General features: G+C 67.3%; 23 protein-coding genes and 1 pseudogene. 11 read left to right on the top strand and 13 right to left on the bottom strand.

The window, feature by feature from the left end; all coding sequences use genetic code 11:
- Complete coding sequence (locus JVH1_RS29110; protein WP_009474329.1) at positions 1–1,299, bottom strand: NtaA/DmoA family FMN-dependent monooxygenase; 1,299 nt, start codon at positions 1,297–1,299, stop codon at positions 1–3.
- A gap of 92 nt (positions 1,300–1,391) precedes the next feature.
- On the opposite strand from JVH1_RS29110, the gene JVH1_RS29105 reads away from it, so the two are divergent.
- Positions 1,392–2,903, top strand: coding sequence for an ATP-dependent DNA ligase (locus JVH1_RS29105; protein ID WP_009474330.1), 1,512 nt, complete (start codon positions 1,392–1,394; stop codon positions 2,901–2,903).
- Positions 2,904–2,989: 86 nt separating this feature from the next.
- Complete coding sequence (locus JVH1_RS29100) at positions 2,990–3,466, top strand: hypothetical protein (protein WP_009474331.1); 477 nt, start codon at positions 2,990–2,992, stop codon at positions 3,464–3,466.
- A gap of 6 nt (positions 3,467–3,472) precedes the next feature.
- On the opposite strand, the gene JVH1_RS29095 is transcribed toward JVH1_RS29100, so the two are convergent.
- A complete protein-coding gene (locus JVH1_RS29095; protein WP_009474332.1) occupies positions 3,473–3,955 on the bottom strand; it encodes a VOC family protein in 483 nt (160 codons plus the stop codon).
- 95 nt (positions 3,956–4,050) lie between these two features.
- Between JVH1_RS29095 and JVH1_RS29090 the strand changes: the two genes are divergently transcribed.
- Positions 4,051–4,779 (top strand): SDR family oxidoreductase, encoded by a 729-nt coding sequence (locus JVH1_RS29090; RefSeq protein ID WP_009474333.1) that lies wholly within the window; start codon positions 4,051–4,053, stop codon positions 4,777–4,779.
- Between the two features lie 2 nt (positions 4,780–4,781).
- Here JVH1_RS29090 and mddA read toward each other — a convergent pair whose 3' ends face one another.
- A complete protein-coding gene (gene mddA, locus JVH1_RS29085; protein WP_009474334.1) occupies positions 4,782–5,564 on the bottom strand; it encodes a methanethiol S-methyltransferase in 783 nt (260 codons plus the stop codon).
- A gap of 134 nt (positions 5,565–5,698) precedes the next feature.
- Here mddA and JVH1_RS29080 point away from each other — a divergent pair, with 134 nt between their 5' ends.
- The 3 genes from JVH1_RS29080 to JVH1_RS29070 are packed head-to-tail and all read left to right on the top strand — an operon-like array spanning position 5,699 to position 9,850.
- The gene (locus tag JVH1_RS29080; RefSeq protein ID WP_009474335.1) at positions 5,699–8,911 is read left to right on the top strand and encodes a DEAD/DEAH box helicase; all 3,213 of its coding nucleotides are present in this window, start codon (positions 5,699–5,701) and stop codon (positions 8,909–8,911) included.
- 46 nt (positions 8,912–8,957) lie between these two features.
- A complete protein-coding gene (locus JVH1_RS29075) occupies positions 8,958–9,374 on the top strand; it encodes a thioesterase family protein (protein ID WP_009474336.1) in 417 nt (138 codons plus the stop codon).
- A 44-nt stretch (positions 9,375–9,418) separates the two neighbouring features.
- Positions 9,419–9,850 (top strand): hypothetical protein, encoded by a 432-nt coding sequence (locus JVH1_RS29070; RefSeq protein WP_009474337.1) that lies wholly within the window; start codon positions 9,419–9,421, stop codon positions 9,848–9,850.
- An 8-nt stretch (positions 9,851–9,858) separates the two neighbouring features.
- On the opposite strand, the gene JVH1_RS29065 is transcribed toward JVH1_RS29070, so the two are convergent.
- Both JVH1_RS29065 and JVH1_RS29060 read right to left on the bottom strand, forming a co-directional pair.
- Entirely contained in the window at positions 9,859–10,587 is a 729-nt protein-coding gene (locus JVH1_RS29065; RefSeq protein WP_043778664.1) for a pyrimidine reductase family protein, read from the bottom strand.
- Between the two features lie 8 nt (positions 10,588–10,595).
- Complete coding sequence (locus JVH1_RS29060) at positions 10,596–11,123, bottom strand: flavin reductase family protein (protein WP_009474339.1); 528 nt, start codon at positions 11,121–11,123, stop codon at positions 10,596–10,598.
- Between the two features lie 39 nt (positions 11,124–11,162).
- Between JVH1_RS29060 and JVH1_RS29055 the strand changes: the two genes are divergently transcribed.
- Positions 11,163–12,857 (top strand): stealth family protein, encoded by a 1,695-nt coding sequence (locus tag JVH1_RS29055; RefSeq protein WP_237735115.1) that lies wholly within the window; start codon positions 11,163–11,165, stop codon positions 12,855–12,857.
- On the opposite strand, the gene ppk2 is transcribed toward JVH1_RS29055, so the two are convergent.
- Positions 12,858–13,802 (bottom strand): polyphosphate kinase 2, encoded by a 945-nt coding sequence (ppk2, locus tag JVH1_RS29050; RefSeq protein WP_009474342.1) that lies wholly within the window; start codon positions 13,800–13,802, stop codon positions 12,858–12,860. It lies immediately after the preceding gene.
- A gap of 56 nt (positions 13,803–13,858) precedes the next feature.
- On the opposite strand from ppk2, the gene JVH1_RS29045 reads away from it, so the two are divergent.
- Positions 13,859–14,212 carry a helix-turn-helix domain-containing protein gene (locus tag JVH1_RS29045; protein WP_009474343.1) on the top strand — a complete coding sequence of 118 codons (354 nt, stop codon included), beginning with the start codon at positions 13,859–13,861 and terminating at the stop codon, positions 14,210–14,212.
- Here the strand turns inward: JVH1_RS29045 and JVH1_RS29040 are convergent, their stop codons facing one another.
- The 4 genes from JVH1_RS29040 to JVH1_RS29025 all read right to left on the bottom strand — a co-directional run bounded on the left by JVH1_RS29040 (position 14,213) and on the right by JVH1_RS29025 (position 17,996).
- Positions 14,213–15,142 carry a phosphodiesterase gene (locus JVH1_RS29040; protein WP_009474344.1) on the bottom strand — a complete coding sequence of 310 codons (930 nt, stop codon included), beginning with the start codon at positions 15,140–15,142 and terminating at the stop codon, positions 14,213–14,215. It lies immediately after the preceding gene.
- A gap of 137 nt (positions 15,143–15,279) precedes the next feature.
- Positions 15,280–16,152: a slipin family protein gene (locus JVH1_RS29035; RefSeq protein ID WP_009474345.1), complete on the bottom strand. Its 873-nt coding sequence runs from the start codon at positions 16,150–16,152 to the stop codon at positions 15,280–15,282.
- Complete coding sequence (locus tag JVH1_RS29030; RefSeq protein ID WP_009474346.1) at positions 16,149–16,616, bottom strand: NfeD family protein; 468 nt, start codon at positions 16,614–16,616, stop codon at positions 16,149–16,151. The genes JVH1_RS29035 and JVH1_RS29030 overlap by 4 nt, the downstream gene beginning before the upstream one ends.
- Positions 16,617–16,853: 237 nt before the next feature.
- On the bottom strand, positions 16,854–17,996 hold the full coding sequence (locus JVH1_RS29025; protein ID WP_192817823.1) for an RNA-guided endonuclease TnpB family protein: 1,143 nt from the start codon (positions 17,994–17,996) through the stop codon (positions 16,854–16,856).
- Positions 17,997–18,048: 52 nt separating this feature from the next.
- On the opposite strand from JVH1_RS29025, the pseudogene JVH1_RS29020 reads away from it, so the two are divergent.
- Together JVH1_RS29020 and JVH1_RS29015 are read left to right on the top strand one after the other, a co-directional pair.
- A pseudogene (locus JVH1_RS29020) lies at positions 18,049–18,630 on the top strand (HugZ family protein); the annotation flags it as partial.
- 63 nt (positions 18,631–18,693) lie between these two features.
- The gene (locus JVH1_RS29015) at positions 18,694–19,503 is read left to right on the top strand and encodes a HugZ family protein (protein ID WP_009474349.1); all 810 of its coding nucleotides are present in this window, start codon (positions 18,694–18,696) and stop codon (positions 19,501–19,503) included.
- A gap of 106 nt (positions 19,504–19,609) precedes the next feature.
- Here JVH1_RS29015 and JVH1_RS29010 read toward each other — a convergent pair whose 3' ends face one another.
- The 3 genes from JVH1_RS29010 to JVH1_RS29000 all read right to left on the bottom strand — a co-directional run bounded on the left by JVH1_RS29010 (position 19,610) and on the right by JVH1_RS29000 (position 22,449).
- Entirely contained in the window at positions 19,610–20,065 is a 456-nt protein-coding gene (locus tag JVH1_RS29010) for a hypothetical protein (RefSeq protein WP_009474350.1), read from the bottom strand.
- Between the two features lie 113 nt (positions 20,066–20,178).
- Positions 20,179–20,580, bottom strand: coding sequence for a TM2 domain-containing protein (locus JVH1_RS29005; RefSeq protein ID WP_043778578.1), 402 nt, complete (start codon positions 20,578–20,580; stop codon positions 20,179–20,181).
- Positions 20,581–21,240: 660 nt separating this feature from the next.
- The gene (locus JVH1_RS29000) at positions 21,241–22,449 is read right to left on the bottom strand and encodes a GreA/GreB family elongation factor (RefSeq protein ID WP_237735116.1); all 1,209 of its coding nucleotides are present in this window, start codon (positions 22,447–22,449) and stop codon (positions 21,241–21,243) included.
- Between the two features lie 1,048 nt (positions 22,450–23,497).
- Between JVH1_RS29000 and JVH1_RS28995 the strand changes: the two genes are divergently transcribed.
- The gene (locus tag JVH1_RS28995) at positions 23,498–24,694 is read left to right on the top strand and encodes an acyl-CoA dehydrogenase family protein (protein WP_009474355.1); all 1,197 of its coding nucleotides are present in this window, start codon (positions 23,498–23,500) and stop codon (positions 24,692–24,694) included.
- The last annotated feature ends 11 nt before the right edge of the window (positions 24,695–24,705 follow it).

Raw genomic sequence — 24,705 nt, 5'->3', positions numbered from 1 at the left:
TCAGCCGCGAGGGGGCAGCGGGGGTAGTTCCAGATTGTCCCGGAACGTGTCGCCCACGTAGTCGTTGCCGACGATTCCGCGACGCCGCAGTTCGGGCAGCAGGCCGTTGACGACGAAGTCCCGGGTCCGTTCCTCGGCGAGCCCGCCGAAGGAGATGACGTCGAGGACACCGGCGTCGTAGCGTTCCTGGACGGCGTCGGCGAGTTGTTCGGGTGTTCCCGCGACCGCCCAGTGGCCGGTGTCCTTGGACGCGATGATCAGTTCGCGCAGGGTCCGCCCGGACGCGGCGAGCCGGCTGAAGATTTCGACCCGGCCGCGGCGGCGGTTCACCGACCGGACGTCGGGCAGGACGTCGGCCGGGATCGGCTTGTCGAGCGGCAGCCCGGACAGGTCGAGGTCGCCACCGAGCATGTCCTCCAGCCGGATCCGGCCGGCGCCGAGATCCGTCGCCTCCTCCTGTTCCCGGACCAGTCGGCGCACTTCCTCCTCGGACGCGCCGTAGGTGGTGTGGAACGAGCTCATGATCAGCGGCAGCCCGTCGGCGCGGCCCAGTTCGGTGGCCCGCGCCCGGATGCTCTTGCTGTAGGTGACGGCGTCCTCGAGGGTGGGCAGCGACGTGAACACGACCTCCGCGAACCGGGCCCCGAGTTCGACGCCGGCCGCGGACTGGCCGGCCTGGAACTGCACGGGACGACGCTGCGGCAGCGGCGGGATGTTCAACGGGCCCTTCACCGTGAAGTACGTGCCCGCGTGGTCGATCGGCCGCACTCGATCGGCGTCGAGTCTGGTTCCCCCGGCCCCGTCGGACGTGAGCGCCCCGGGTTGCCAACTGTCGAACAAGGCGTTGATCACCTCGAGGGATTCCGTGGCGCGGGCGTAGCGTTCCTCGGGGCTCGGCAGGTCGCGCTCGCTGTAGTTCTCCTCGCCGAGTGACGACGTGACGGCGTTCCAGGCGGCGCGGCCATTGCTGACGTGGTCGAGGGTGCCGAACAGCCGCGCGAGGTTGTACGGGTGGTGGAACGTGGTGGTCACCGTCGCGATCAGCCCGACGTGCGAGGTCACGGCGCTGAGCGCCGACAGGAAGATCAGCGGTTCCTGCGCGCCGATCGCACCCTGCGCCCCGAAACTGAGGAGGTCGGCGGCGAACAGCGCGTCGAACTTGTTCGCCTCGGCGATCTTCGCGATCTCGATCGACGACGCGACGGTCGACTGCTGCGGATCGATGGCGGCGGCATAGGTGCTCACGGCGCCGCTGACTCCCGTGACCGTCTTCAGCGGCCGGCGACGTGGGGTGCTCATCGTCGAAGCCTAGGAACGACGGCCGGGTCGGCCCAGCGTTGCGATCAGGCGGATTCTGACCGCCTGCGGGACGTTCCGGTTACCGTCGGGGTGTGCTGTTCTCGCAGATCGTCGCGACGTCCCGGGACGTGGGGGCCACGCGGTCGCGCAAGGTGAAGGTCGGGGCGCTGCGCGAGGTCCTCACCCAACTGGAGCCGGCCGAGGTGGAACCGGTGGTGGCGTGGCTGTCCGGGGAGCTTCGGCAGGGCCGGATCGGGATCGGCTGGCGGACACTCGCCGACATTCCCGCCACCCCGGCCGATGTCCCGTCCGTGACGGTGTCGGACCTCGACGGGACCGTCACCGCCGTTGCCGGGATCTCCGGTTCCGGATCCGCCGCCCGCCGACGCGAACTGCTCGCGGACCTCTTAGCCCGCACCACCGCCGACGAGCGGGACTTCCTGCTGCGACTGCTCACCGGCGACCTTCGCCAGGGTGCGCTCGAGGGGGTGATGACCGACGCGATCGCGGCGGCCGCCGACCTTCCCGTCGAACCGGTGCGCCGGGCGTTCATGCTGTCGGGACGCCTTCCCGCGACCGCGGTCGCGGCGTTCGACGGCGGCGTCGACGCCCTCACCGCGTTCCGGTTGGAGGTGGGTCGTCCGGTCCGGCCGATGCTGGCCTCCCCCGCCGAATCACTCACCGACGCGTGGACCGAACTCGGCGGCGACGTCAGCGTCGAATACAAACTCGACGGCGCGCGCATCCAGGTGCACCGCAACGGCGACGACGTGCACGTCTTCACCCGCACCCTGCGTGAGATCACCGGCAGCGTGCCGGAACTCGTCGAACTCGTCGCCGGCCTGCCCTGCACGTCGGCGGTGTTCGACGGGGAGACGCTGGCGCTCACCGACAGCGGCCGCCCCCGACCGTTCCAGGAGACGATGAGCCGCTTCGGCGCCGAGTCCGCCCGCGACCTGCTGCTGCACCCCTACTTCTTCGACTGCCTGCACCTCGACGGCGTCGACCTTCTGGACGCGCCGTTGGAGGAGCGGCTGGCGGCCCTGGAACGCGTTGCCCCGCAACACCGTATTCCCGGGCTGATCCGCCCCGACAGCGACGGCGCCGCAACCCATTTCGACGACGCCCTTGCCGCCGGGCACGAAGGGGTGATGGTCAAGTCGCTCGCCGCGCCGTATGCGGCGGGGCGACGCGGCCGCGCCTGGCAGAAGGTGAAACCGGAGCACACGCTCGATCTGGTGGTGCTCGGCGCCGAATGGGGTTACGGGCGACGCACCGGCTACCTGTCCAACCTGCACCTCGGTGCGCGCGACCCGGACGGCGGCGAACCGATCATGGTGGGCAAGACGTTCAAGGGCCTCACCGACGCGCTACTGCAGTGGCAGACGGACGAATTCCCGCGCCACGAACGCAGCCGCGACGATCACACCGTGTACCTGCACCCCGACCTCGTCGTGGAGATCGAACTCGACGGCGTCCAGGTCAGTACGCGCTATCCCGGCGGGCTCGCGCTGCGATTCGCGCGCGTCCTGCGTTACCGCCCCGACAAGACCGCCGCCGACGCCGACACCATCGACGCCGTCCGGGCCCTGTTGCCGGGCTGACGCCGCTCGCTCGTCCTGCGCGGCGAGCGTGTGCGCGGTAACCTCCCCGGCACTGATAGGATGCCGCGCCGCGAGGGGGTCGACTGGTGATCTTCGTTTCCCGTTTCGTGCCTTCCCCGGTCGAGCGCACCGTCCGGAGGGCGGCCTCGGCTGCCGAGGGGCCGGTCCGCGTCGCCGTGTGCGCCGTGACCGTGCCGATCGAGGTCGCGAAGACGTCGTTCCACATCCTCCGGCTCACCGAGGAACTGCTCGAGGAGGTCGTGTTCCTGTTGCGGACGATGCGGCCGGTGGTCGAGGCGGTGAGCACCACCCAGCAGTCCGACAATTTCGACACGGTGTTCCGGACGCTCGAACAGATCCAGCAGTCGGCCGACGCGATCGCCCGCACGCCGATCGGGGTCGTCCGGAGCGTGTTCGCGCCGGCCCGTCCGTCGCCCGAGCAGATCGACTATCACCCCACGATCATCGACGCCGAGCCGCCGAAGCCGTCCGGCGTGGCGGTCCGGATCGCGTCCCTCACCGTGACCGCGCCGAGCATCACGTTCGGCAGACCGAAACGCTGACCCGGTCTACCGTCCGGGAAAGAAGTCGGCGCTCTGCACGTATTCCATTGCGGCGGTGAACGTCGGGTCACTCATGCGCCTGGTCATCTCCGCCTCCTCGACATCCTCGATGTGGGTCTGGACCCACCAGAGGTTGCCGAACGGGTCGCGGACGCGTCCCACGAGGTCGCCCCAGAACAGGTGCGTCGCCTTCGTCACCAGCGTGCCGCCGGCCGCGACGGCCTGCGCGAGCACCGCCTCCGCGTCGTCGACGTAGAGGCGGAGGAACCCGGGCGTCGGCGGCCAGTCGGGTCGGGCATCGAACATCATCACGACGGCGTTCCCGATCCTCACCTCGGCGTGCCCGATGGTGCCGTCCTCGCCCACCATCCGTCCGAGTTCCTCGCCGTCGAACGCCGCCTTCACGTAGTCGATCAGCGCGGCGGTGTCGCGGGAGATGATCCACGGTGTGACGGTGGTGTAGCCCTCGGGAATCGGCTCGACGGTCATGCGGTCCTCCTGCGTCGGCGAATCGGTTTCACTCACCGTAGAACCGATAGCGGTCAGCTTCGGTCCGCATTTGATCGCCCGGATACGCTCGTATCGTGTCCGAACACATCCTCGTCACCGGTGGATCCCGCGGCATCGGCGCAGCGGTGGTGCGCCTCGCCGTGCACCGCGGCTACCAGGTGACGTTCACGTTCCAGAACGACGACGAGGCCGCCGAGCAACTCGTCCACCACTGCGGTGTCCGCGCCACCGCCGTGCGGGCAGACGTCCGCGACGCGGATGAGGCCGTCGCCGTCGTCGATGCGGCCGACCAACGCGGTCAGCTGGTCGCGTTGGTCAACAACGCGGGGACCACCGGCGCGCTCGGCACGTTCCTCACCACCCCGGACGCAGTGGTGCGGGAGGTGTTCGACGTCAACGTCTTCGGGGCGATGGCCTACGCCCGCGCGGCCGCCGAGCACTGGATCCGAACAGGGCGCCCCGGCGTCATCGTCAATCTCAGTTCGATCGCGGCCCGCACCGGCGCACCGGGCGAATACGTCGGGTACGCGGCCTCCAAGGCGGCCGTCGACAGTTTCACGGTGGGACTCGGGCGGGAACTGGCGAGCGCGAACATCCGCGTCGTCGGCGTCGCTCCCGGTACGACGGACACCGACATCCATGCCGCTGCCGGCGACCCCGGACGACCCGGGCGAGTGGCCGGGAAGGTGCCACTCGGCCGGGTCGCGGAACCCGAGGAGATCGCCGAAGCGGTGCTGTGGGCCCTGTCCCACCAGGCGTCCTACGTCACCGCCACGACCATCGATGTCGCCGGGGGTCTGTGACGCTAGCGCCCTCGCGAGCCGACCCTCGGGACGAGCATCGGCACCCGTGAGCGGTAGGTGCGGTAGTCGTCGCCGAACGTGTCGACCAGGTCGTGCTCCTCGAAGCGCACCGCCACCAGGATGAAGCCGGTGGTCCCGACGGCGAACAACAACCGGCCCCAGGTCATCGTCGGCGCCACCCAGAACGCGATGATGAAACCGGCATAGAGCGGGTGCCGGATCACCCGGTACAGCACAGGGGTCCGAAAGTGACTGGGCAGAGCCGACTTTCCGCTCTGGTTGCGCAGCACCTGGCGCAGCCCGAACAGGTCGAAGTGGTCGATGGCGAATGTCGCCGCCAGCACGAGGGCCCACCCGCCGAGCGACACGACGTAGATCACGACGCGGACCCAATCGGTCTCCACGTCCCAGATCTGCTCGGGTAACGGACGCCATTGCCACATCAGCAGCGCCAGCGCGGCCGTGGCGAACAATACGTACGTCGAGCGCTCCATCGGTTCGGGGACGATCCTGGTCCAGCGTTTCTTGAACCAGGGCCGGGCCATCACCGAATGCTGCATGGCGAAGACCGTCAGCAGCACCACGTCGATGACCACGGCGACCGCGACGGGAGCGTCGGGGCCGTCGTTGATCGTGTGGGGCACCACGAGTCCCTCGACCCATCCGATCGCGTACAGGAACACGATCAGGAACGTGACGTACACGAGCGTGCCGTACACGGTGATCAGTGTTCGCGCGACTCCACCAGTGCGATGTTTCCGGTGTGCTTCGACCATCTCGGCCATGATGTTCTCTCCGATCCATGGGTTTCCCCCGACGCTCCGAAGTCTCCGATCGGGCGAGGTGCGGAACAAGGAACCCTGGGGTGGAAGTCGCCGCACCCCGCGACCGTGTCGGATGAGTTGACTACCCTGTTGCCATGCTTCCCGGGGACTTGCGCGACATCGACGTGGCGTCGATCAAGGCGGTCCTCGGCACCACCACCTACACCCGCGGCGAGCAGTACGCCCGCGACCACGCGGTCATCGAGATGTCGTGGGATCCGGCGGCCAAGGAGCTGTGGGGCGAGGTGGCGGGCACGGCGACGGAACCGTACTCCGCGTCGGCGTTCATCGTCTCCAGCAGCGGCCGCACCGTGTACCGGTACGGGATCTGCACGTGTCCGGTCGGCATGAACTGCAAGCACGTCGCCGCCCTGCTGATCACCGCGATGAAACAGGCGAGGTCCGAGGCCCAGGCGGCAGTCGCGCCCACCTGGGAACGCTGGCTCGGTTCCCTGCTCACCGCCGATCCGTTCGGCGACTCCGGCAGGCGTTCGCCGCTCGCCATCCAGTTCCGGGTCCAGGCGTCGGCCGCCGCCGCGGCACCCCAGTTGCTGGTGCGGCCCGTCCAGCCGGGGAGTAAGGGCTGGATCGTCGGCGGGCTGGCGTGGAACAAGCTGGGCAGCCAGTTCCAGCACCCCGCCGAGCAGATCCGGGTGCTGCACGAGATTCACCTGCTGTCCGTCGGCGGTCTGACGTACCGCCGCCAGAACCACACCGATCTCGATCTCAGCGTCTTCCCCAGCCGCCAGCTGTGGTCACTGCTCGACGAGGCCGCCCGGGTCGGTGTGGAGCTCATCCACTCCTCCAAGCGTCTGGGCGCACTCGCCCCCTACCGCTCGGCGGAGGTCTGCCTCGACGCCACCCGCGACGACGCCACCGGCGCCCTCGTCGTGCGGCCGGTGGTCCGCGTCGACGGCGAACCTGTCGACGCAGTGACCGTCGGCTTCATCGGCGTCCGGGCCCACGGCCTGTTCTACGTCGACGCGGACGAGCGCATTCACCTCGCGCGCCTCGACTCCGTCGTGCCCGGCCCCTTACAGGATCTGGTGCGCCGCCGCACACCCATCGAGGTTCCCGCCGCCGAAGAGTCCCGTTTCCTGACGGACTTCCTGCCGAAGCTCCGCAACCTGGCCACGGTCATCTCCTCGGACGGCTCGTTCGTCCCACCCGCGATCTCCGAGCCCACCCTGGTGATGCGGGCGTCGTATCTCCCCGACCACGAGGTCGCCGTCGACTGGGAATGGCTGTACACCGTCGGGGACAACGAGCACCGTGCGCCGCTGACTGCCCGGACCCCCGGCGACGAGTACCGGGACGACGCCCGCGAGCGCGCACTGCTCGACGAGCTCGACATCGCCTGGGACAGATACAGGTTGGGGTCGGGCGGTCCGGAAGCGACGGCGCTGCGCGGACTCGACACGATGCGGTTCACCACCGAGGTCCTGCCCCTGCTCCACGGCAAGTCCGACGTGTCGATCGACGTTTCGGGCGAACCCGCCGACTACCGGGAGGCCGGCGATTCCCTGGCCATCGGGGTGTCCGTCACCGCATCCGAGGGCGGCACCGACTGGTTCGACCTCGGCGTCACCCTCACAGTGGAGGGCCGGGACGTGCCGTTCGACCAGGTCTTCTCGGCGCTGGCCGCGGGGAAGACCGAGTTGCTGCTGCCCGACGGCGCCTACTTCTCCCTCGACAAACCCGAACTCCACACGCTGCGGAAGCTGATCGACGAGGCGCGGGCCCTCCGCGACCGCGCGGACGGGACGTTGCGGCTGAGCCGTTTCCAGGCGAGCCTGTGGGACGAGTTCGCCGCACTCGGCACCGTCGAAAAGCAGGCGACGCAGTGGCGGCAGCAGGTGGACGGCCTGCTCGCGCCCACCAACATCGGGCCCGCGGAAGCCCCGAGCACGCTGGACGCCCAGCTGCGTCCGTATCAGCTGGAGGGGTTCCGCTGGCTGGCCTTCCTGTGGGAGCACGGGCTGGGCGGCATCCTCGCCGACGACATGGGGCTCGGCAAGACACTGCAGGCGCTGGCGTTGATCTGCCATGCGCGGCAGTCGAATCCGGCCGCGCCGCCGTTCCTCATCATCGCCCCCACCAGCGTCGTGTCGAACTGGGAGTCCGAATCGGCCCGCTTCGCTCCGGACGCGACCGTCGTCGCGATCTCCGACACCCGATCCCGGCGGCGCGTCCCGTTCGACGAACTGGTCGAGGGCGCCGACATCGTCGTCACGTCGTACACCCTGTTCCGCTTGGAGTTCGAGGCCTACGCGGAGTCCGCGTGGTCGGGGATGATCCTCGACGAGGCGCAGTTCACCAAGAACCATCAGTCCAAGATCTACCAGTGCGTTCGCCGGCTGGAGACGCCGTTCAAGCTGGCGATCACCGGCACGCCGATGGAGAACAACCTGATGGAGCTGTGGTCGCTGCTGTCGATCACCGCCCCGGGCCTGTTCCCGAATCCGGCCCGGTTCACCGACTACTACCGCAAGCCGATCGAGAAGCAGGGCGACACCGAACTTCTGGCGCAGCTGCGCCGCCGGGTGAAGCCGCTGATGCTGCGCCGCACCAAAGAGCAAGTGGTGAAGGATCTTCCGGCCAAGCAGGAGCAGGTGCTCGACGTCGAACTGCACCCCCGGCACCGCAAGGTCTACGACACCCACCTGCAGCGTGAGCGGCAGAAGATCCTCGGCCTGCTCGCCGACGTCGACAAGAACCGCTTCACGATCCTGCAGTCGCTCACCCTGCTTCGGCAGCTGAGCCTCGACGCCGGACTAGTGGACGCCGAGTATCACGACGTTCCGTCCGCCAAGGTGGATGCCCTGCTCGAGCAGCTCGCGGACGTCGTCGCGGGCGGTCACCGGGCGCTGGTGTTCAGCCAGTTCACCGGGTTCCTCGGCAAGATCCGCGACCGGCTCGCGGACGCCGGGATCGCGCACAGCTACCTCGACGGCAGCACCCGGCGTCGCGGCGACGTGCTCCGCGAGTTCAAGGAGGGCGCCGCCCCGGTATTCCTGATCAGCCTCAAGGCGGGCGGCTTCGGGCTGAACCTCACGGAGGCCGATTACTGCTTCATCCTCGACCCGTGGTGGAACCCGGCGACGGAGGCTCAGGCCGTGGACCGGGCGCATCGCATCGGGCAGACGCGGAACGTGATGGTGTATCGGCTGATCGCGAAGGACACGATCGAAGACAAGGTGATGGCGCTGAAGGCGAAGAAGTCGGCGCTGTTCGCGAGCGTGATGGACGCCGACTCCCTGCTCAGCTCCAGTCTCGACGCCGACGACCTCCGCGGGTTGTTCGAGTAGTCCCCTGAGAATGCCGGCCCGCCGGCGTCTGGGTAATGTCCGATCCATGCCTCGTTACACGATTGCCCTGCGGAACAACGCCACGCCGGACGCGCCGGCGTCCGTGAGCCGCCATGTGCCGTTCTACTGCGCGCACGAGGCGGCGGGCGCGGCGTGGAAGCGGGCGCTCGTCGAGGCGTGCGGCGACCTGCTCGACCCGGTCACGCAGACCGCCGTGGTGAACGTCGTCAGCAACTTCGGACGCGAACTGTTCACCGGTGACGCGGACGTCGTCGTCACCCTGGACCGGATCGGCACCACCTCCCTGACCTTCCAGATCACGGTCCACCAGGACGGCGTGCAGGCCGCGGAGCTGACCGTCGTACTCGTGCACCTCGATTCGAGCCGGGCGAACTCGGCGCCGTGGTCGCCGGCGCAGATCGCGGCGCTCGAGGCGCTGCGGGGCGCTCCGGCCGTCGCCTGACCTCGATCGATCGAAGTTTCAACGAAGCCTGATCTGGGCATTTGATGCGTATGAGTATCGAAGACGGACCCGGTGACACGCTGAGCCCCAGCGAGAGCCTGGACTCCGACGACGTGCGCAACAACGACGGCGACGACGTCGTCGATCCGCCCGATGGGTGGAGTGAGGCCGACAAGTTCGGCACCACGGCGCGCGAGGAGCGGGAGGGTGAGTCCCTCGACGAGAAGTTGTCGGAGGAAGAGCCCGACGTGATGCTCGAGGAGCAGAGCGAGGTGTCGTTGGCGGATCTCCCCGACGACCAGCTGAGCGAGGACGTCGACCGTGTCATCGACGAGGAGGACATCGACATTCCGGTGTTCGGAAACAAGCACGCCGACGTGGTCGAGGGCGTCATCGTGCAGGACTCGCGCACCGACCGGGGGCAGATCGACGGGTCGGCGGAGGACGGCGATTCGTTCTTCACCGTCCTGGACTGACGGCAGTGTCAGCCGCGCTGTGTTCCCCGGCCGTAGCGCAGGTAGAGAAAGTCGTCGTTGATCAGAGCATGCTCGAGTGAAAGTGTGCGCGGCGCTTGCACTGTCGGGCCAGACGATGCGGGTAGTGTTTGCGGACCGGCCAATCGCGGGGCGAGGGTCAAGCACATCTCGTCCACCAGATCGTGTGTGACGAGATCGTGGAGGAGGGTGGGGCCGCCCTCGCACAGGATGCGGCCGAACCCGCGGTCCCGCAGAGCGGCCATGAGGGCAGGCATCTCGACGCTGTCGTCACCCGCCACGACGATGTCCGCCGACTCCCCGAGTGCTGCCCCGCGCGTTTCTGCCACCCGTCGGGTGGTGACGACGATCGGCCTGACACGACCGGCGAACAATGGCGAATCCGGCGGAACGTTGCCCGTTCGTGTGACGACAGCGATCGGCGGTGGTGCGTCGAGTCCCCACCGTTCGAGTCGATACCGAGCCTGTTCCTCCGTCAGCTGCACCGGTCCGTACGTTTCGGCGCGGACGGTGCCGGCCCCGACCAGAACCACGTCGGCATACGCACGCATCGCACGCAGAAGTTGGTGATCCACCGGGTCGGACAGGGGCCGGACGCGTCCGCCGAACGCCGCCGCACCGTCCAGGCTGGCAACCATGTTCACCCGTACCCCGTCCGGCGGGTCGCGGTAGAACTCTTCCGCCGACACCTCGTCGGCACCGCTGCTCAGCGTGCGCATCTGCGGCGTCACGCCTCGTGCCCGGGTTCGAGGTCGCGCACGTCGGAGAAGGTGACCAGCTGCCCGAGGTCGTCCGGGGCGGATCCGGTCTCCGGGGCGAGGAGGAACGCGACGTGGTCACCGAGTTCGAGTCGTTCGAGGATTCGGCCGCTGAACCACGCGGGTGAATCGTCCAGGATCGGCAGCCCGTGCGGGCCGGGATGCCAGTCGCATCGGGCGAACTTGTCGATCTCGTCCCCGGTTTGCGCGCCGAAGAGCGTCGCGAGCGCGACATGGTCACGGGTCAGGAGATGCACCGCCAGACGCTCCGCGTGCGAGGCCACCGAGAAGGTGTGATTCTTGTTGGACAGTCCGACCAGGAAGCGCGGCGGGTTGATGCTGACCTGCGACGCGAACCCGACGAGGCACCCCGACATCTCGTCTTCCGACCGTGTGGTCACCACGAACATCGGATAGTTCAGGAGCGCGACGACGTCCTCGAAAGCCTGACAGGCATCCCGATCAGTTGCGTCGATGTCCCCGGTGCGATCGGCCATGGGTCCTTCCTAACAGATTCCGGCAGGGAAGCGTCCGACGTGGTACTTCGCGTCCGACGCTTACTCGAAGGCGGTAGCCGCACCGCAGCGCCTAGACTGGGCAGGATCGCACTCGCGACAGCCACCGAAAGGCCCGACATTACTCAATCCTCCGCTCCGCATGACGTCTACTTCGTACCCCCGGAGCAGGAGACCGCGGACGCCGTTGCCCATGCCTCCGCCGCCGCGGCGTCGAGATTGCGCGACCGCGCCGACGTGGTCCGGTTCAAGGGCCGCTTCGCGCTGCCGATCACGCACACCACGCCGCACGAGGCGATGGTCGAGGACCTGCTGTTCGTCCGCGACGTCCTGGACGGCGCCGGGATCGAGTATCTGCTGGTGCGGGGCAACGACGAACGCCCGGTCATCGCGGTCAACTGGGCGCAGCGGAAGGCGTTGCGGGCGGCCCTCGTCGCCGCGTGTGAGGACCGTCCGTTCTACTCCAAGACCGTCGACGCCAAGGGTCCCGCGGTCCTGGTCTCCGACGGCAGCCTGTCCGCGACGTCGAAGGCCCGCATCTTCCGGCTGTTCCGTCCGCGCGTGCACCTGGCGAGCGGCCTGAGTTACGGGGCGTCGACGGGGGTGCAGATCGAGTTGTGGTCGATCAGCGACGACGAGATCGTGCTGCCGATGGAGAACTCCCTGACCCGGCGCGTGGTGCGCTCGGAGGAGGCGGTCCGCGGCACCGTCGAGCGGTTCGGGCGGGTGTGGCCGACCATCGAGAACATGTTCGCCGACCATGCGTCGGACATCAATTTCGACGTCGACCTGGTGTTCTCCTGGGTGGACGGCTCGTCGGCGGAGTTCCAGGCGCAGCGCGCCAAGCGGATGCAGAACTACGTGGTCGGTGAGGGTGACGATTCCGCCGCCCGGTTCCGGCAGATCGACGAGCTCAAGTACGCGCTGCGCTCGGTGCACATGTACGCGCCGTGGATTCGCCGGATCTTCGTGGCCACCGACTCCGACCGTCCGGCGTGGCTCGCCGACGACCCGCGGGTGACGTTCATGCCGAGCGAGGAGTTCTTCGCCGACCCGTCGGTGCTGCCCACCCACAACTCGCAGGCCGTCGAGAGCCAGCTGCATCACATCCCCGGTCTCGCCGAGCATTTCCTGTATTCCAACGACGACATGTTCTTCGGCCGCTCGGTGGGTCCGCAGATGTTCTTCTCCCCCGGCGGCATCACGATGTTCATCGAGGCGACCACCCGAATCGGGTTGGGCCACAACGACGACGAGCGCAGCGGCTTCGAGAACGCCGCCCGCGTGAATCGCCGGCTGCTGCAGGACCGCTTCGGTCTGATGACCACCCGGCACCTCGAACACGCCGCCACCCCGCTCCGCAAGAGCGTGATGGAGGAGATGGAGAAGGAGTTCCCCGACGAGTTCGCCGCCACGGCCGCAAGCACTTTCCGCGCCAGCACCAACATTTCGGTGACGAACTCGCTGTATCACTACTACGCGTTGATGAGTGGTCGCGCGGTGGTGCAGACGGCGGCGCGGGTGAAGTACGTCGACACCACGATGAAGTCGGGGCTCCGCGACATGGACTCGCTGCTCGCGAAGCGGTCGATGGACTTCTTCTGTCTCAACGACGGCAGCGCACCCGAGATCGACCTGGAGTTGCGCACCAAGAAGGTGACGCAGTTCCTGGAGAACTACTTCCCCATCCCGGCACCGTGGGAGACCGGGATCTGATCAGACGGCGGGAAACGCGTCTTCCGGGCGCTCGCCCTCGTCGTAGACCGTTGCGGGAGAACCGATGAGGAGCGGGTCAGGGGTGCCGACCACCCGCGGGTCCTTGCCGGTGTAGTCGAATTTGTGGAGTACCCAGCGGATCGCCTCGATCCGGGCGCGCTTCTTGTCGTTCGATTTCACGACCGTCCACGGCGCCTGCGGGGTGTCGGTGTAGAAGAGCATCGCCTCTTTGGCCTCGGTGTAGGCGTCCCACTTGTCGAGGCTCGCGAGGTCAGTGGGCGACAGCTTCCACTGCTTGACGGGGTCGGTGCTGCGGGACACGAACCGGGCGTGCTGTTCCTCGCGGCCCACCGAGAACCAGAACTTGATGATGTGGATGCCCGACTGCACGAGCATCCGCTCGAACTCCGGCGCAGACCGGGTGAACTCCAGGTACTCGTTGGGGGTGCAGTAGCCCATGACGCGTTCGACGCCGGCCCGGTTGTACCAGGAGCGGTCCATCATCACGATCTCCCCGCCTGCGGGCAGGTGCTGCACGTACCGCTGGAAGTACCACTGGGTGCGTTCGCGTTCGGTGGGCTTCTCCAGCGCCACCACCCGCGCACCACGAGGGTTGAGGTGTTCGGTGAACCGCTTGATCGCGCCACCCTTGCCGGCCGCGTCCCGGCCCTCGAAGATGATGACGACCTTCTCGCCGTTCTCCTTCACCCACGCCTGGAACTTCAGCAACTCGATCTGCAGTTTGCGCTTGCGGTTCTCGTACTGCCGCCGCGTCATCTTCTCGTCGTACGGGTACCCGTGCCGCCACGGCTCGTCCGTGTCGTCGATGGCGTGTTTGCGGCCGGACTTGCGCAGCAACTCCCCGATCTCGTCTATCTCCGGTGTCACGTCGATCTGACCGGCACGTGCGAGTTCGAAGGCGTCGGGATCGTGCAATTCGTCCACACAGCAAGACTACCGCCGCGGGGCCTCGCCGTCCGGGCTCATGAGATCGTAAACCCATGAGCATCGACCACATCGTTTCCGCGCTCGACCCGACGGTTGCGGCCGAGCTCCGGACCGCCCTCGACGCGTCGCCGATCGTCACCCTCGACGGATTGGTGCTGCCCGACCCCGCGCGCGACGCGGTCCTCGAACTGCTCACCCTTCTCGCCGACGGGCAGAGTGTGGCACTCGGCGCGGTCGCGGACCTGCTCACCACGTCCCAGGCCGCGGAGATCCTCGGCGTCTCCGACACCTACGTGCGCCGGCTCGCCGACTCCGGCGCCCTGCCCATCGAGATGCGCGGCACCCACCGCCGGTTCCGGCTCTCCGACGTCATGGCGTACCGGGAGAAGTTCCCGCGCCGGGGCTGACTACACCCGCACCCGCGTGACGGCCTGCTCCCCGATGTCCGGGATCCGCACACCCTCGGCCGCGAGCCGCTGCTCGGTCTCCTCGGCGGTGACGTATTCGCCGACGGTGTCGTAGCTGCCCATCGGGACCACCGAATGCACGATCGTCTCCGGGTACACGTGCACGAGGTTGTAGCCCTGGGCGCCGTCGCGTCCGCGCAGCGCCCCGGCCGGGACGTTGAGGTCCTGGGTGTAGCAGGTGGCAGACGCGACCGAGACGGGGATGCCCGCGAACGTCGCCGTCGTCGAGTAGTGCAGATGTCCCGCGAGGATCGACCGGACGTCGCTGCCGCGCAGCACGTCGGCGAGGCGCGGCTGATCGCGCAGTTCCACCAGCACCGCCAGGTCGAGCACGCACGGCACCGGCGGGTGGTGCAGCGCCAGGATGGTCCCGTGGGGTGCCGGAACCGCGAGCTGCTGTGCCAGCCAGATCAATTGGCTCTCGGAGATCTCCCCGTGGTGATGTCCGGGCACGGTCGTGTCGAGGGTGACGATGCGCAGTCCGTCGACGTCGTAGACGTGGTCGATCGGCTCGTACGACGGCTCCTGCCCGAGCAGTTCCGTCCGGAAGTGTCCGCGGTCGTCGTGGTTGCCCATCGCCCAGATCACCTGCGCACCGAGCGACGCCGCCACCGGTTCGACGATCGCCCGCAGCTTCTCGTAGGCCCCCGGCTGACCGCGGTCGGTGAGGTCGCCGGTGAACACCAGGGCGTCCGGGCGGGAGTGCGACGACTCGATCTCGGTGAAGATCTGCCGCAGGGTGGCCTCGCTGTCGACGGCCCCGTACAGCAGGTCGTCGTCGACGAGATGGGTGTCGCTGAGGTGCAGCACGAAATGTGACGGTCGCGGATACTCGGCCGTCCGTATGTCGGCTGCCTCTGTGCCGCTCATCGGTCTCTCGCTTCCGCTCGCCCCGACGGGGGCAGGTGCCCGGGTGGACGCCACTGTTTGTCCACCCTAGCCAAGCGCACTCCGGTCACCTCCCGGGGCACGCGCGGTGGCCGGACGGTGAACGGTGGGGCACGACGTCAGTTTCGTGCGTGGTGCGGTGCGCGCGCCTCCGGACCGGCGGGCGGGATCATCGCGGCCAGGTTGGCCTGGGCCTCGAACCGGGCCCGTTCGTCGCCGTCGTCCGCCGCTGCCGCGTCCTTGGCCGCGGTGAGGAACGGGCGGACCAGGTCGAGGGGCATCGGGAAGACGACGGTGGAGTTGTTTTCGCCGCCCATGGCGCTGAGGGTCTGCAGGTAGCGCAGCTGCAGAGTCGTCGGGTTGCGGCTGATGACGTCGGCGGCCTCGACGAGTTTCGCGGAGGCCTGGAACTCGGCTTCGGCGTTGATGATCTTGGCGCGGCGCTCGCGTTCGGCCTCGGCCTGCCGGGCGATGGCCCGTTGCATGTTGGCGGGGATCTCGACGTCCTTGATCTCGACGGTGGTGACCTTCACACCCCACGGCTCGGTCTGCTGGTCGATGACCTTCTGGAGGTCCTCGTTGAGGCGTTCCCGCTCGCCCAGCAGGGCGTCGAGGTCGGCCTTGCCGAGGATCGAGCGCAGGGTGGTCTGGGCGATCTGCAGGGTGGCGGCCAGGAAGTCCTCGACCTCGACGATCGCCCGGTCGGCGTCGACCACCCGGAAGTAGGCGACGGCGGTGACCTTGGCAGGCACGTTGTCGTGGGTGATCACTTCCTGAACGGGGATCTTGAGGGTCACGGTCCGCAGGCTGACCCGTTCCATCCGGTCGATCGCCGGGATCAGCAGCACCAGTCCCGGGCCCTTCAGGTCGACCAGCCGGCCCAGCCGGAACACGACGGCCCGCTCGTACTCGCGCAGTACCCGGATCGAGCTGCTCGCGACGACGGCGAGGAGGGTGATGACGACGCACAGGATGACGATGATGGTGGTCATAGTTGCAGCTCCCATGGTTCGCGGCGGCGCACGGTGAGGGTGAGTCCGCGGATCTGCTCGACGATGACGGAGTCGCCGGCGGTCGGCGTCTCGTCGTCCCCGAACAGTGTTTGCGCCTTCCACAGGCTTCCGGCGGCCTCGACCTGACCTTGCCGTCCCTTCCAGTTGCGGACGGTGGCGTCGGATCCGATGAGGGATTGCATTCCGGTGCGCACGGGCGCGTGCCCGGCGGCGAGTGCCTTCCGGCCGCCCACCACGGCGAGACCCACTCCCACCACCGCGACTCCGGCGGCCGCCGGGATGGCGATCATCTGCGCGGTGTCACTGGACGTGAACAGCAGCCACACCCCGGCCCCGACGAACAGCGCCCCGAGCCCGCCGAGCACACCCGCGGTCGGTGCGTGTGCCTCGACGACGATCAACAGCACACCCAGCACCAGCGCCAGCACGCCCAACGCGGTCATCTCGCATCACCCACGATCACGCTTTGCGAGGACCCGGTCGCACTCGCATAGCCTCTTCGCGATCGAGCCCTCAGTTCAACGGTAAGCGCAGGTCGACGGCAATGCCACCGGCAATTTCCGGCGGGGTTCAACGAATGACGAACCTAGTTGACGTCCTCTCGGCCGCGAACGACCGAGATTCCCCTCGGGACTCACGTCTCGAGGTTCCTGTTTCACAGACAGTTGCCGCCCCACACGTTATGTGCGAGGTGGTCTCACACCGTCTCCGCAGGCTGCAACCGTCAGTCCGACGGCCAAAATGTTCTTCGCCGCGTTCACATCCCGGTCGTGGACGGCGCCGCATCGGCACGTCCACTCCCGGACCGTCAGCGGCATCGTCGAGGCGACCTCCCCGCACGCCGAGCACGTCTTCGACGACGGATAAAACCGGTCGATCGCCACCACCTGCCGCCCGTACCAGTCGGCCTTGTACTCGAGCATCGACCGGAACTCAGACCAACTCGCATCCGAGATCGCCCGAGACAACGACCGATTCTTGACCATGTTCCGCACACTCAGATCCTCGATGGCGATCACTTGATTTTCGCGCACCAGCCGAGTGGAGAGTTTGTGCAGATAATCGCGACGCCGATCGGCGATCCGGCCATGAATCTTCGCGACTCTTAGTCGGGCCTTGGCCCGGTTACGGGATCCCTTCTGCTTCTTGGCCAGCACCCGCTGCGCCTTCGCCAGCCGCTCACGGTCCTTGCGCTCATGGCGCGGGTTGGCGATCTTCTCCGCCGTCGAGAGCGTGTAGAGGCTGGTGATCCCGGCGTCCAGCCCAACCACCCGATCGGTCGACGGGGGCTCGGTGATCGTGTCCTCGACGAGAATCGAGATGTGGTACTGACCGCGAGCATTGCGCGACACCGTCACCTGCGACGGCGTGGTCCCCTCCGGTAACGGCCTCGACCACCGAATATCCAGGGGTTCGGACTGCTTGGCCAACCGGATCTGCCGGCCGCGGTAGGTGAAGCAGTTCGAATAGTAGGTCGCCGAATCCTTCGACTGGCCCTTCTTCTTGAATCGCGGGTAGCGGGCTTGCTTGCGCCAGAAGTTGTCGAACGCACCCTGCAACTGCCGCAGCGCCTCCTGCAACGGCCCCTTCGACGGCTCCGACAACCACGCGGTCTCGGTGTCCCGCTTCCATCCGGTGAGCATCTTCGAGGTATCCGCGTAGGTCACCCGACGCCGCTCCTGCGACCAGGCACGCGTCCGCTCGGCCAACGCCCGGTTGTAGACATACCGGGTGCACCCGAACGTCCGAGCAAGCTGTTCCGCCTGCACCGCAGTCGGATAGAAACGGTACTTGAACGCCCGCTTCACCATTCTCCCCGCCATAACTCAGACACTAGCCATACAGTCCGACAAAACCAGATCGGTTATCCCGGACCTGAAGGACCGGGTTTGCGCCGAAAGACTCACGGATCACGGAGATCCCGGCGACGCCCCGACCGTGCCGCCGCCGTTGGAGGAGGTCGCCAACCCGGCCCGCCCGCCGAGGAGGCCCGGACGGTCGCGGCCACGACGAACGTAGGCACCCTCGCTAGCCTGACCAGGGACGGCGACCCGTGGGCGTCGTTCGTCACCTACGGTCTGCTCGACGACTCCCCCGTGCTGTGTGTGTCGCAGATGGCCGAGCACGGCCGCAACCTCGCACACGACCCGCGCGCCAGCATCGCGATCGTCGCGCCGAACCCGCCCGCCGATCCGCTGGCCAGCACCCGCATCACCCTCGCCGGGTACGTCTACCGCCCCGAAGGCGACGAACTCGCCGCCGCCCGGGAGGCGCACCTGGCGGCCATCCCGGCGGCGCACATCTACATCGACTTCAGCGACTTCTCGCTCTGGGTACTGCGCGTGCTGCGGGTGCAGCGCATCCGGCGGCTACGGGCGAATGGACTCCGCGACCGCCGAGTCCTACGCCGCCGCCACCGCGGATCCGGTCACCCCGTCCGCCTGCCGGGCGATCGAATCACGGTAAGCGCAGGTGGGCGGCAATGCCACCGGTAATTCGCGGCGGGGTACCGTTCAACGAATGACCAACCTTGATCACGGAGATCCCGGTGACGCCCCGACCGTGCCGCCGCCGCTGGAGGAGGTCGCCAACCCGGCCCGCCCATCCGCTGCCGAGGAGGCCCGGACGGTCGCGGCCACGACGAACGTAGGCACCCTCGCCAGCCTGACCAGGGACGGCGACCCGTGGGCGTCGTTCGTCACCTACGGGCTGCTCGACGGCTCCCCCGTGCTGTGCGTGTCGCAGATGGCCGAGCACGGCCGCAACCTCGCACACGATCCCCGCGCCAGCATCGCGATCGTCGCGCCGAACCCGCCCGCCGATCCGCTCGCCAGCACCCGCATCACCCTCGCCGGGTACGTCTACCGCCCGGAAGGCGACGAACTCGCCGCCGCCCGGGAGGCGCACCTGGCGGCCGTCCCGGCGGCGCACGTCTACATCGACTTCAGCGACTTCTCCCTCTGGGTGCTGCGCGTGCAGCGGGTGCGATGGGTCGGCGGCTACGGGCGAATGGACTCGGCGAGCGAAGAGTCCTACGCCGCCGCGACAGCAGACCCCATCACCCCGCATGCCGGCCCGGCGATCGAGCACCTCAACGCCGACCACGCCGACGCCCTCCGCGCCATGGCCCAGGCGCTCGGTGGTTTCCCCGATGCGAAGACGGTCACCTGTGAGGGCGCCGACCGCTACGGACTGGACCTGCGCGTCACCACCCCGCGCGGCGTGGCCGTGACGCGCGTCGGATACGCAGAGCCACTCGACTCGGTCGACCAGTTACGTGCGGCGACAGTCGCTTTGACAGATCAGGCCCGGGCGCTCACCGGTCGGTAAGCACGTGACGCCTGGGGTGACTCCCTCCTCGACCGACCAGCCCGGATGAGAGCGGCGAGCTTCGTGCTCGCCGCTCTCGCGGACCGAAAATGTGCGTGGTCAGTCCCTAGAATCCCCAATAGGCGCAACCATCTCCACTGACCAGACCGTCGCGGCACGCGCGATATGCCTCGAGGCAGCCTCCGGTCGCACAGCCACTTGCCTCGGCATCCGCTCGGCTTCGCTCTTCCTCGTCCGAGGCAATTGCTGCCGGGTCAGGGTACGAACCGCCGGTGTACGGATTGCGGCAAGTGACGCCGTCACATTCGAACGCGTTCGCCTGGCGTTCACTTTCGAGGTAACGCTCGCCGCCGAGTTGATCGAAACACCACTGCGCGAAGGACGTCGTTCCGTCGCTCCACAGAGCCGGCCCAGGCGTGCCCTCGTAGCACTCGACGACGAAGGGCTCATCCTCGACCTGCTCAGGTGTCACGACTACCTCGTCGGCGTCCGTGACGATCGGTGCCGTCGGTAGCGCATCTGTCGTACCTGGAGGAAGCGCTGCGGCAGTGGTGGTTGTCACGGGAGCCGCTGTTGTCGCCGTTACTGAGGAAGGTGGCGCGGACGTGCCGCCACCACAAGCGGTCAGTGCGCCAGCGAGCGCGGCGATTGCGAGGCAGTGTCTCAGCATGATTGCTACCTCAGTGGGAGTCCGTTCTTGTCCTTCGGTTCGCCCGCGAGAAGCACGATGCCGTCGATGAGGGGCCAGATCCATGCGACGAAGAGCCACATTCCGAGGGACACGACGGTAAGCGCAATGTTCACGATCAGCATCGCGAATCCGAGTCCGGTGTGGCCGGCGTAGAAGCGTCCCGCGCCGAAGTAGCCGAAGAAGATGCTCAGCAAGCCGGCGGCGAGCTTCGTCTTGTGCGAGTACGGCAATCCCGTCACCGGGTGGTAGCCGTATGCCGCGGGCTGTTGCATTCCCGATCCCTGGCTGGAATTCTGGGCTGGATGCGCGAAGCGCTGCTGCCCGTACGGCTGCGCTCCATACGGCTGTTGCGGTTGTTCACCGTAGGGAGGCTGGGGCTGGGTCATCGGCAAAGTCCTTCGGAGACGTGTGGAGAAGCGTGAACATGACTACGGACGGCGTCGACCAGGCCGATCCGCTCCGCAAACGTATAAATCATTGCTGCTGCGGCGCTTTGCAATCCACTCAACGCTCACTTCATAACACGGACCCGACGTCGTCTGGTATCAGTCGCGTGACTGTATCTGTCGCACACAGACACGCACACGGATCCCGCGCTCCTCGCGGGCGGTCAATTGTCATCGCGAAACACGGTGCCGGCGCGGCCAACCCCTGGCGCTGACCGGAGAATTGGATCGGGCGACCGACAGAACACGTCCGCCGTTGGCTCCAATGTGTTCGCATGAGCAACGTCACTGACTGGGTATGGGATAGTTGCACCCTAGGGATGCCCTTCGTGTCGATCGAACTGGCTCTGTGAGAAGTCACAATTCTTTCAGCACGCAAGGGCATCTCGCCGTTCCGACGCACCTACCCCCGACACTGCATCGGTGAATCCAGGTGAAACGGCCTCAGTTCGCGACGATCTCACGGCAACCGTTCGCAACGAGGGCTGAACCAGTCGAGCCCTGCTCCGACGACCGCGTCTGCCGTTACAACAGCCGATTAAGTCGGGAAACTCCTTCGGACACGCTCGGTTCCGTCATTCATGACGAACATCAAAGGACTCACGTGCTACGCAAGTGGCGGGCGGCTGCTGCGTAGTTGTTGCTCAGGTCATTGTGGACCTTGGCGATGTACTCATCCGACTTTTGGGTTGGATTGACCGCTCGTTCGCTCGTGTGAAACGTCGGGTACGACGAGATGCCAGCCACACACGAGGGGTCGATCTCCTTGAGCACACGCCAAATACGCTTAGCGACAGTGCCGTTGAGGATCACAACCTCCAGGTTCGGGGTCAACATGAGGAACCCGCGGAGCGCCTCGGCCGCCTCGCGGTCCGACCGGTCGGTCTGGGGGTGCGGCTTCGGCCACGGGTAGGCGTTCCACGACACGATCTCCGAAATGCGGATGCCAGCTTCGTCCAAGAAGAACTTCTGCCGAGCGGCCGAGAGATCGACGTTCTCGAGGCAGATCATGCCGGACCCGTCGGCATTGGCCGGGTCGGTCTTCGGGCCGGGGTCCTGCATGAGCGTGAGCAACTGCGCGTCGACGCCGCCGTAGGTCGGCGCAACGTATGGAATGAATACGCGACGCTCGGACCGCAGCTTGTCAACGTAATCGTTGATCGGCCGGACGCTCGGGTCGTACCGCCGCCTGTATAGATCGTCGCGATAGGCCTTGTCTCGGCACCGCTGCCTCGCAAGTGCTTCGTCAGACATCGCAGCGGTCGGCACCGTCCGCCTTATCCTGGGAGGGGCGGTCGAATCGGCTTCCGGATGGCCCTCAGCGCGAGAAGAGGCAGGCCTCCGGAAACCGGGAACGATGCTATCGATCACCAGCGGAGCTCCCGCCGGCAGTGAGACTTTGTCGCCTACCCTCCGCTTCCGGACAGCCTGACCCATCGGCGACGAGTACGAGACGGTCTCGTACTCCGAGTCGGTGTGCCGCTCGGTAAGCACGAATGTGTCTCGGTGCCCGTCCAGATATCGGACGGTCACAATGGACCCAGCTACCACCCAGTCCTCGGTCGAACCCCACGCGGCGAGCCGGTCCCGGTCGGCGATGTACTGGCTGCGGCCGACCGCCAGATTCCTCTGCCGCGCCTGTACCTGCCGAAGATGACTGTCGTATCGCTGGTAGTCCACCAGCAGGTCGCCGCCATCGCGACACTCGTCCAGCTTGGCGCGAAGTTCCCGCTCCTGCTCTGCAAGTTCTTCGGCGGCCTTCCGATACTGATCGATTTCGCGATCGAACGACGACTCAGGATCGGTCACCGCGGTGATCGGCTCGCCTGATGTCCCCTCGCCGGCCGATGAGATTGTGCGGGGTGGTGGATGTGGAGCATCAGACATCGCTCCGTCGCCAGTTGAGACCGTGAGGGGTTGATCATCCGACGTCAACCCGTCCTTTGGTGATGTCATGGTGGGTGGCTCGTCGGCAGGATCTTCTGTGCCCCGCTTTAGCGATATGGACGGCACGAGGCGCTTCGCTCGGCGGCGTAGCTCCTGCAATCGAACGCGGCGATCACTCACGCGTCACATCGTATCGGCGCGCAGACTTGATCGGGGCGCATCTACTCAGCATCCACAATCACGGCGGAGGACCCGCCAGACCCTCCGGCGATCCAATTCGAACGTAGGCAAAACACGACTGCAAACCAAGACCGATTCGGCGACCTGGTCGATTTTGCTGCGCTCAGCCGCTATTTCGGCGGCGCGCTCCCCAGAGTTTGGAGCACGCTCCCTCGTGATGCCTGGGCACGGCCGGCCTGGACCCCACGTGCTGATGCGGGACGGCCCATGCTCGAGGTGCGGGCCACACACTTCGCGACCACGCCCGGTCCGCGGACTTTGGTCTGCGAGCTGTACCCGGGAATTCTGGTCGCCGAAAAGTACGGGATCTATACGGTGCTGACGTACGGAAATTTGGTCGAGTTGCTACCGCCACGCAGCGACGAGCGCCTGGCAATGACCAGTGGACAAGCCGTTTTCGCCGCCTTGCAGTTCGGCAGGCAGATGTCGAGTCAAACGAGGACGTGGCCGCCACCGCAGTGGGTCCGCGGGCGGACCTGAGAAGCGGGTGACCCGTCGCCCATAGGGCGATTCTCACGCGGAATGACCGCGGCAATTAACAACAGTTGAGCGGGCGAGCTTCACGCTCACCGCATTACCCGACTGGGTGACCACGTAGTGGACCACGTGGTCACCCGCCTGTGTGCAACGCGCGAACAGATCATTGTGATTCAGGTCATACCGCGATCTCGTCCCCGCCGACACGTGCGGTGGACGACGAGCCGAGTTGCATACCAGGAAGGTCATTTCCATGACGCAAACCGTTGATCGATCAGTGTCCGCCCTCGCCGATCGGGAGCCTGTCGACTATCTCGCCCGGGCGAAGGCGGTCGCTCGCATCGTCGAGCAGGAGGCCGATGCGATCGAGCGTGACGCGACGATCACCAGGCCGGTGTACGAGGCCCTCGCCGAGGCGGAGCTGTTCTGGACCCTCGTCCCGACGGAGTTCGGTGGCGGCGGGCTGGGCATCGTGCAGGCACTCGAAGTGATCGAGGAGATTTCGCGGGCCGACGCGTCGACGGGTTGGGCGCTGATGGCGAACTCCTTCAGCACCGGCATCGCCTCCGGATTCATGAACGACGAGGGCGCCCGCGAGATGTTCGGCGGTCCGGACCGCGGCATCACGGCGGGCATGATCATGCCGACCGGCAAGGCCGTCCGCGTCGAGGGCGGTTACCGCGTCACCGGCCGCTACCAGTTCGCGAGCGGATCGGCGCACGCCACGTGGATCGGCGCGGGATTCGTCGTCCACGACGACAGCGGGAACCCCATCCTGGACGAGGCCGGTACCCCCGACTGCCGCGTCGGCTTCCTCCCGCGGGCCGACGTCGAGTTCCTCGGCAACTGGAACGTGATGGGTCTGGTCGGCACGGGCAGCTACGACTACGCCGTCCACGACCGCTTCATTCCCGACAAGTTCACGATGGAGACGTTCTCGACCACCCCCGTCCGCTCCGAGCCCGTGTACCGCCTCGGACTGCTCGGCATCGGCGTCGGCGGGCACGCCCCCGTAGCACTCGGACTGGCGAAGCGGGCGCTCGAGGAGATCGTCCGGATCGTCGCGAACAAGGCGCGTCCCGGCTACGCCACGGTGGTCGGCGAGTCGGAACTGTTCCGCCGCGAATTCAGCAAGTACGAGGCCCTCTACCAGGCGACTCGCCTGTACGTCTATGCCGCCCACGAGGACGCCGAGGCCAGTGCGCGCGCCGGTGTGGAGATCACCGAGGAGCAGCGCGCCCGGTTGCGTCAGGTCATCACCTGGTCGCAGGAAGTGGCCGGTGAGATCGTCGGCTTCGCGCACCGCTGGGCCGGCAGCCAGTCGATCCGCAACCCCAGCGCGCTCGGCCGGTGCGTGCGCGACGCCGCCGTCGCGACGCAGCACATGTTGGTCGATCAGATCACCCTCGTCGACGCCGCCACACCGATCATGCGCGCATACGCCGTCTGAAGACCCCAGTT

The sequence above is a fragment of the Rhodococcus sp. JVH1 genome, from assembly GCF_000280725.2.
In the GTDB taxonomy this organism is placed as follows: domain Bacteria; phylum Actinomycetota; class Actinomycetes; order Mycobacteriales; family Mycobacteriaceae; genus Rhodococcus_F; species Rhodococcus_F jostii_A.
Note: the sequence above shows the minus strand (reverse complement) of the source record. Positions and strands in the feature narration are given on the sequence as shown.

Coding starts and splice junctions, on each gene's coding strand:
- JVH1_RS29060 (WP_009474339.1), bottom strand. CDS start 11,123: ATGGCCGATCGCACCGGGGACATCGACGCAACTGATCGGGATGCCTGT.
- JVH1_RS29110 (WP_009474329.1), bottom strand. CDS start 1,299: ATGAGCACCCCACGTCGCCGGCCGCTGAAGACGGTCACGGGAGTCAGC.
- JVH1_RS29015 (WP_009474349.1), top strand. CDS start 18,694: ATGACCAACCTTGATCACGGAGATCCCGGTGACGCCCCGACCGTGCCG.
- JVH1_RS29075 (WP_009474336.1), top strand. CDS start 8,958: ATGCCTCGTTACACGATTGCCCTGCGGAACAACGCCACGCCGGACGCG.
- JVH1_RS28995 (WP_009474355.1), top strand. CDS start 23,498: ATGACGCAAACCGTTGATCGATCAGTGTCCGCCCTCGCCGATCGGGAG.
- JVH1_RS29045 (WP_009474343.1), top strand. CDS start 13,859: ATGAGCATCGACCACATCGTTTCCGCGCTCGACCCGACGGTTGCGGCC.
- JVH1_RS29080 (WP_009474335.1), top strand. CDS start 5,699: ATGCTTCCCGGGGACTTGCGCGACATCGACGTGGCGTCGATCAAGGCG.
- JVH1_RS29030 (WP_009474346.1), bottom strand. CDS start 16,616: ATGACCGCGTTGGGCGTGCTGGCGCTGGTGCTGGGTGTGCTGTTGATC.
- mddA (WP_009474334.1), bottom strand. CDS start 5,564: ATGGCCGAGATGGTCGAAGCACACCGGAAACATCGCACTGGTGGAGTC.
- JVH1_RS29070 (WP_009474337.1), top strand. CDS start 9,419: ATGCGTATGAGTATCGAAGACGGACCCGGTGACACGCTGAGCCCCAGC.
- JVH1_RS29025 (WP_192817823.1), bottom strand. CDS start 17,996: ATGGCGGGGAGAATGGTGAAGCGGGCGTTCAAGTACCGTTTCTATCCG.
- JVH1_RS29035 (WP_009474345.1), bottom strand. CDS start 16,152: ATGACCACCATCATCGTCATCCTGTGCGTCGTCATCACCCTCCTCGCC.
- JVH1_RS29095 (WP_009474332.1), bottom strand. CDS start 3,955: ATGACCGTCGAGCCGATTCCCGAGGGCTACACCACCGTCACACCGTGG.
- JVH1_RS29040 (WP_009474344.1), bottom strand. CDS start 15,142: ATGAGCGGCACAGAGGCAGCCGACATACGGACGGCCGAGTATCCGCGA.
- JVH1_RS29005 (WP_043778578.1), bottom strand. CDS start 20,580: ATGACCCAGCCCCAGCCTCCCTACGGTGAACAACCGCAACAGCCGTAT.
- JVH1_RS29065 (WP_043778664.1), bottom strand. CDS start 10,587: ATGCGCACGCTGAGCAGCGGTGCCGACGAGGTGTCGGCGGAAGAGTTC.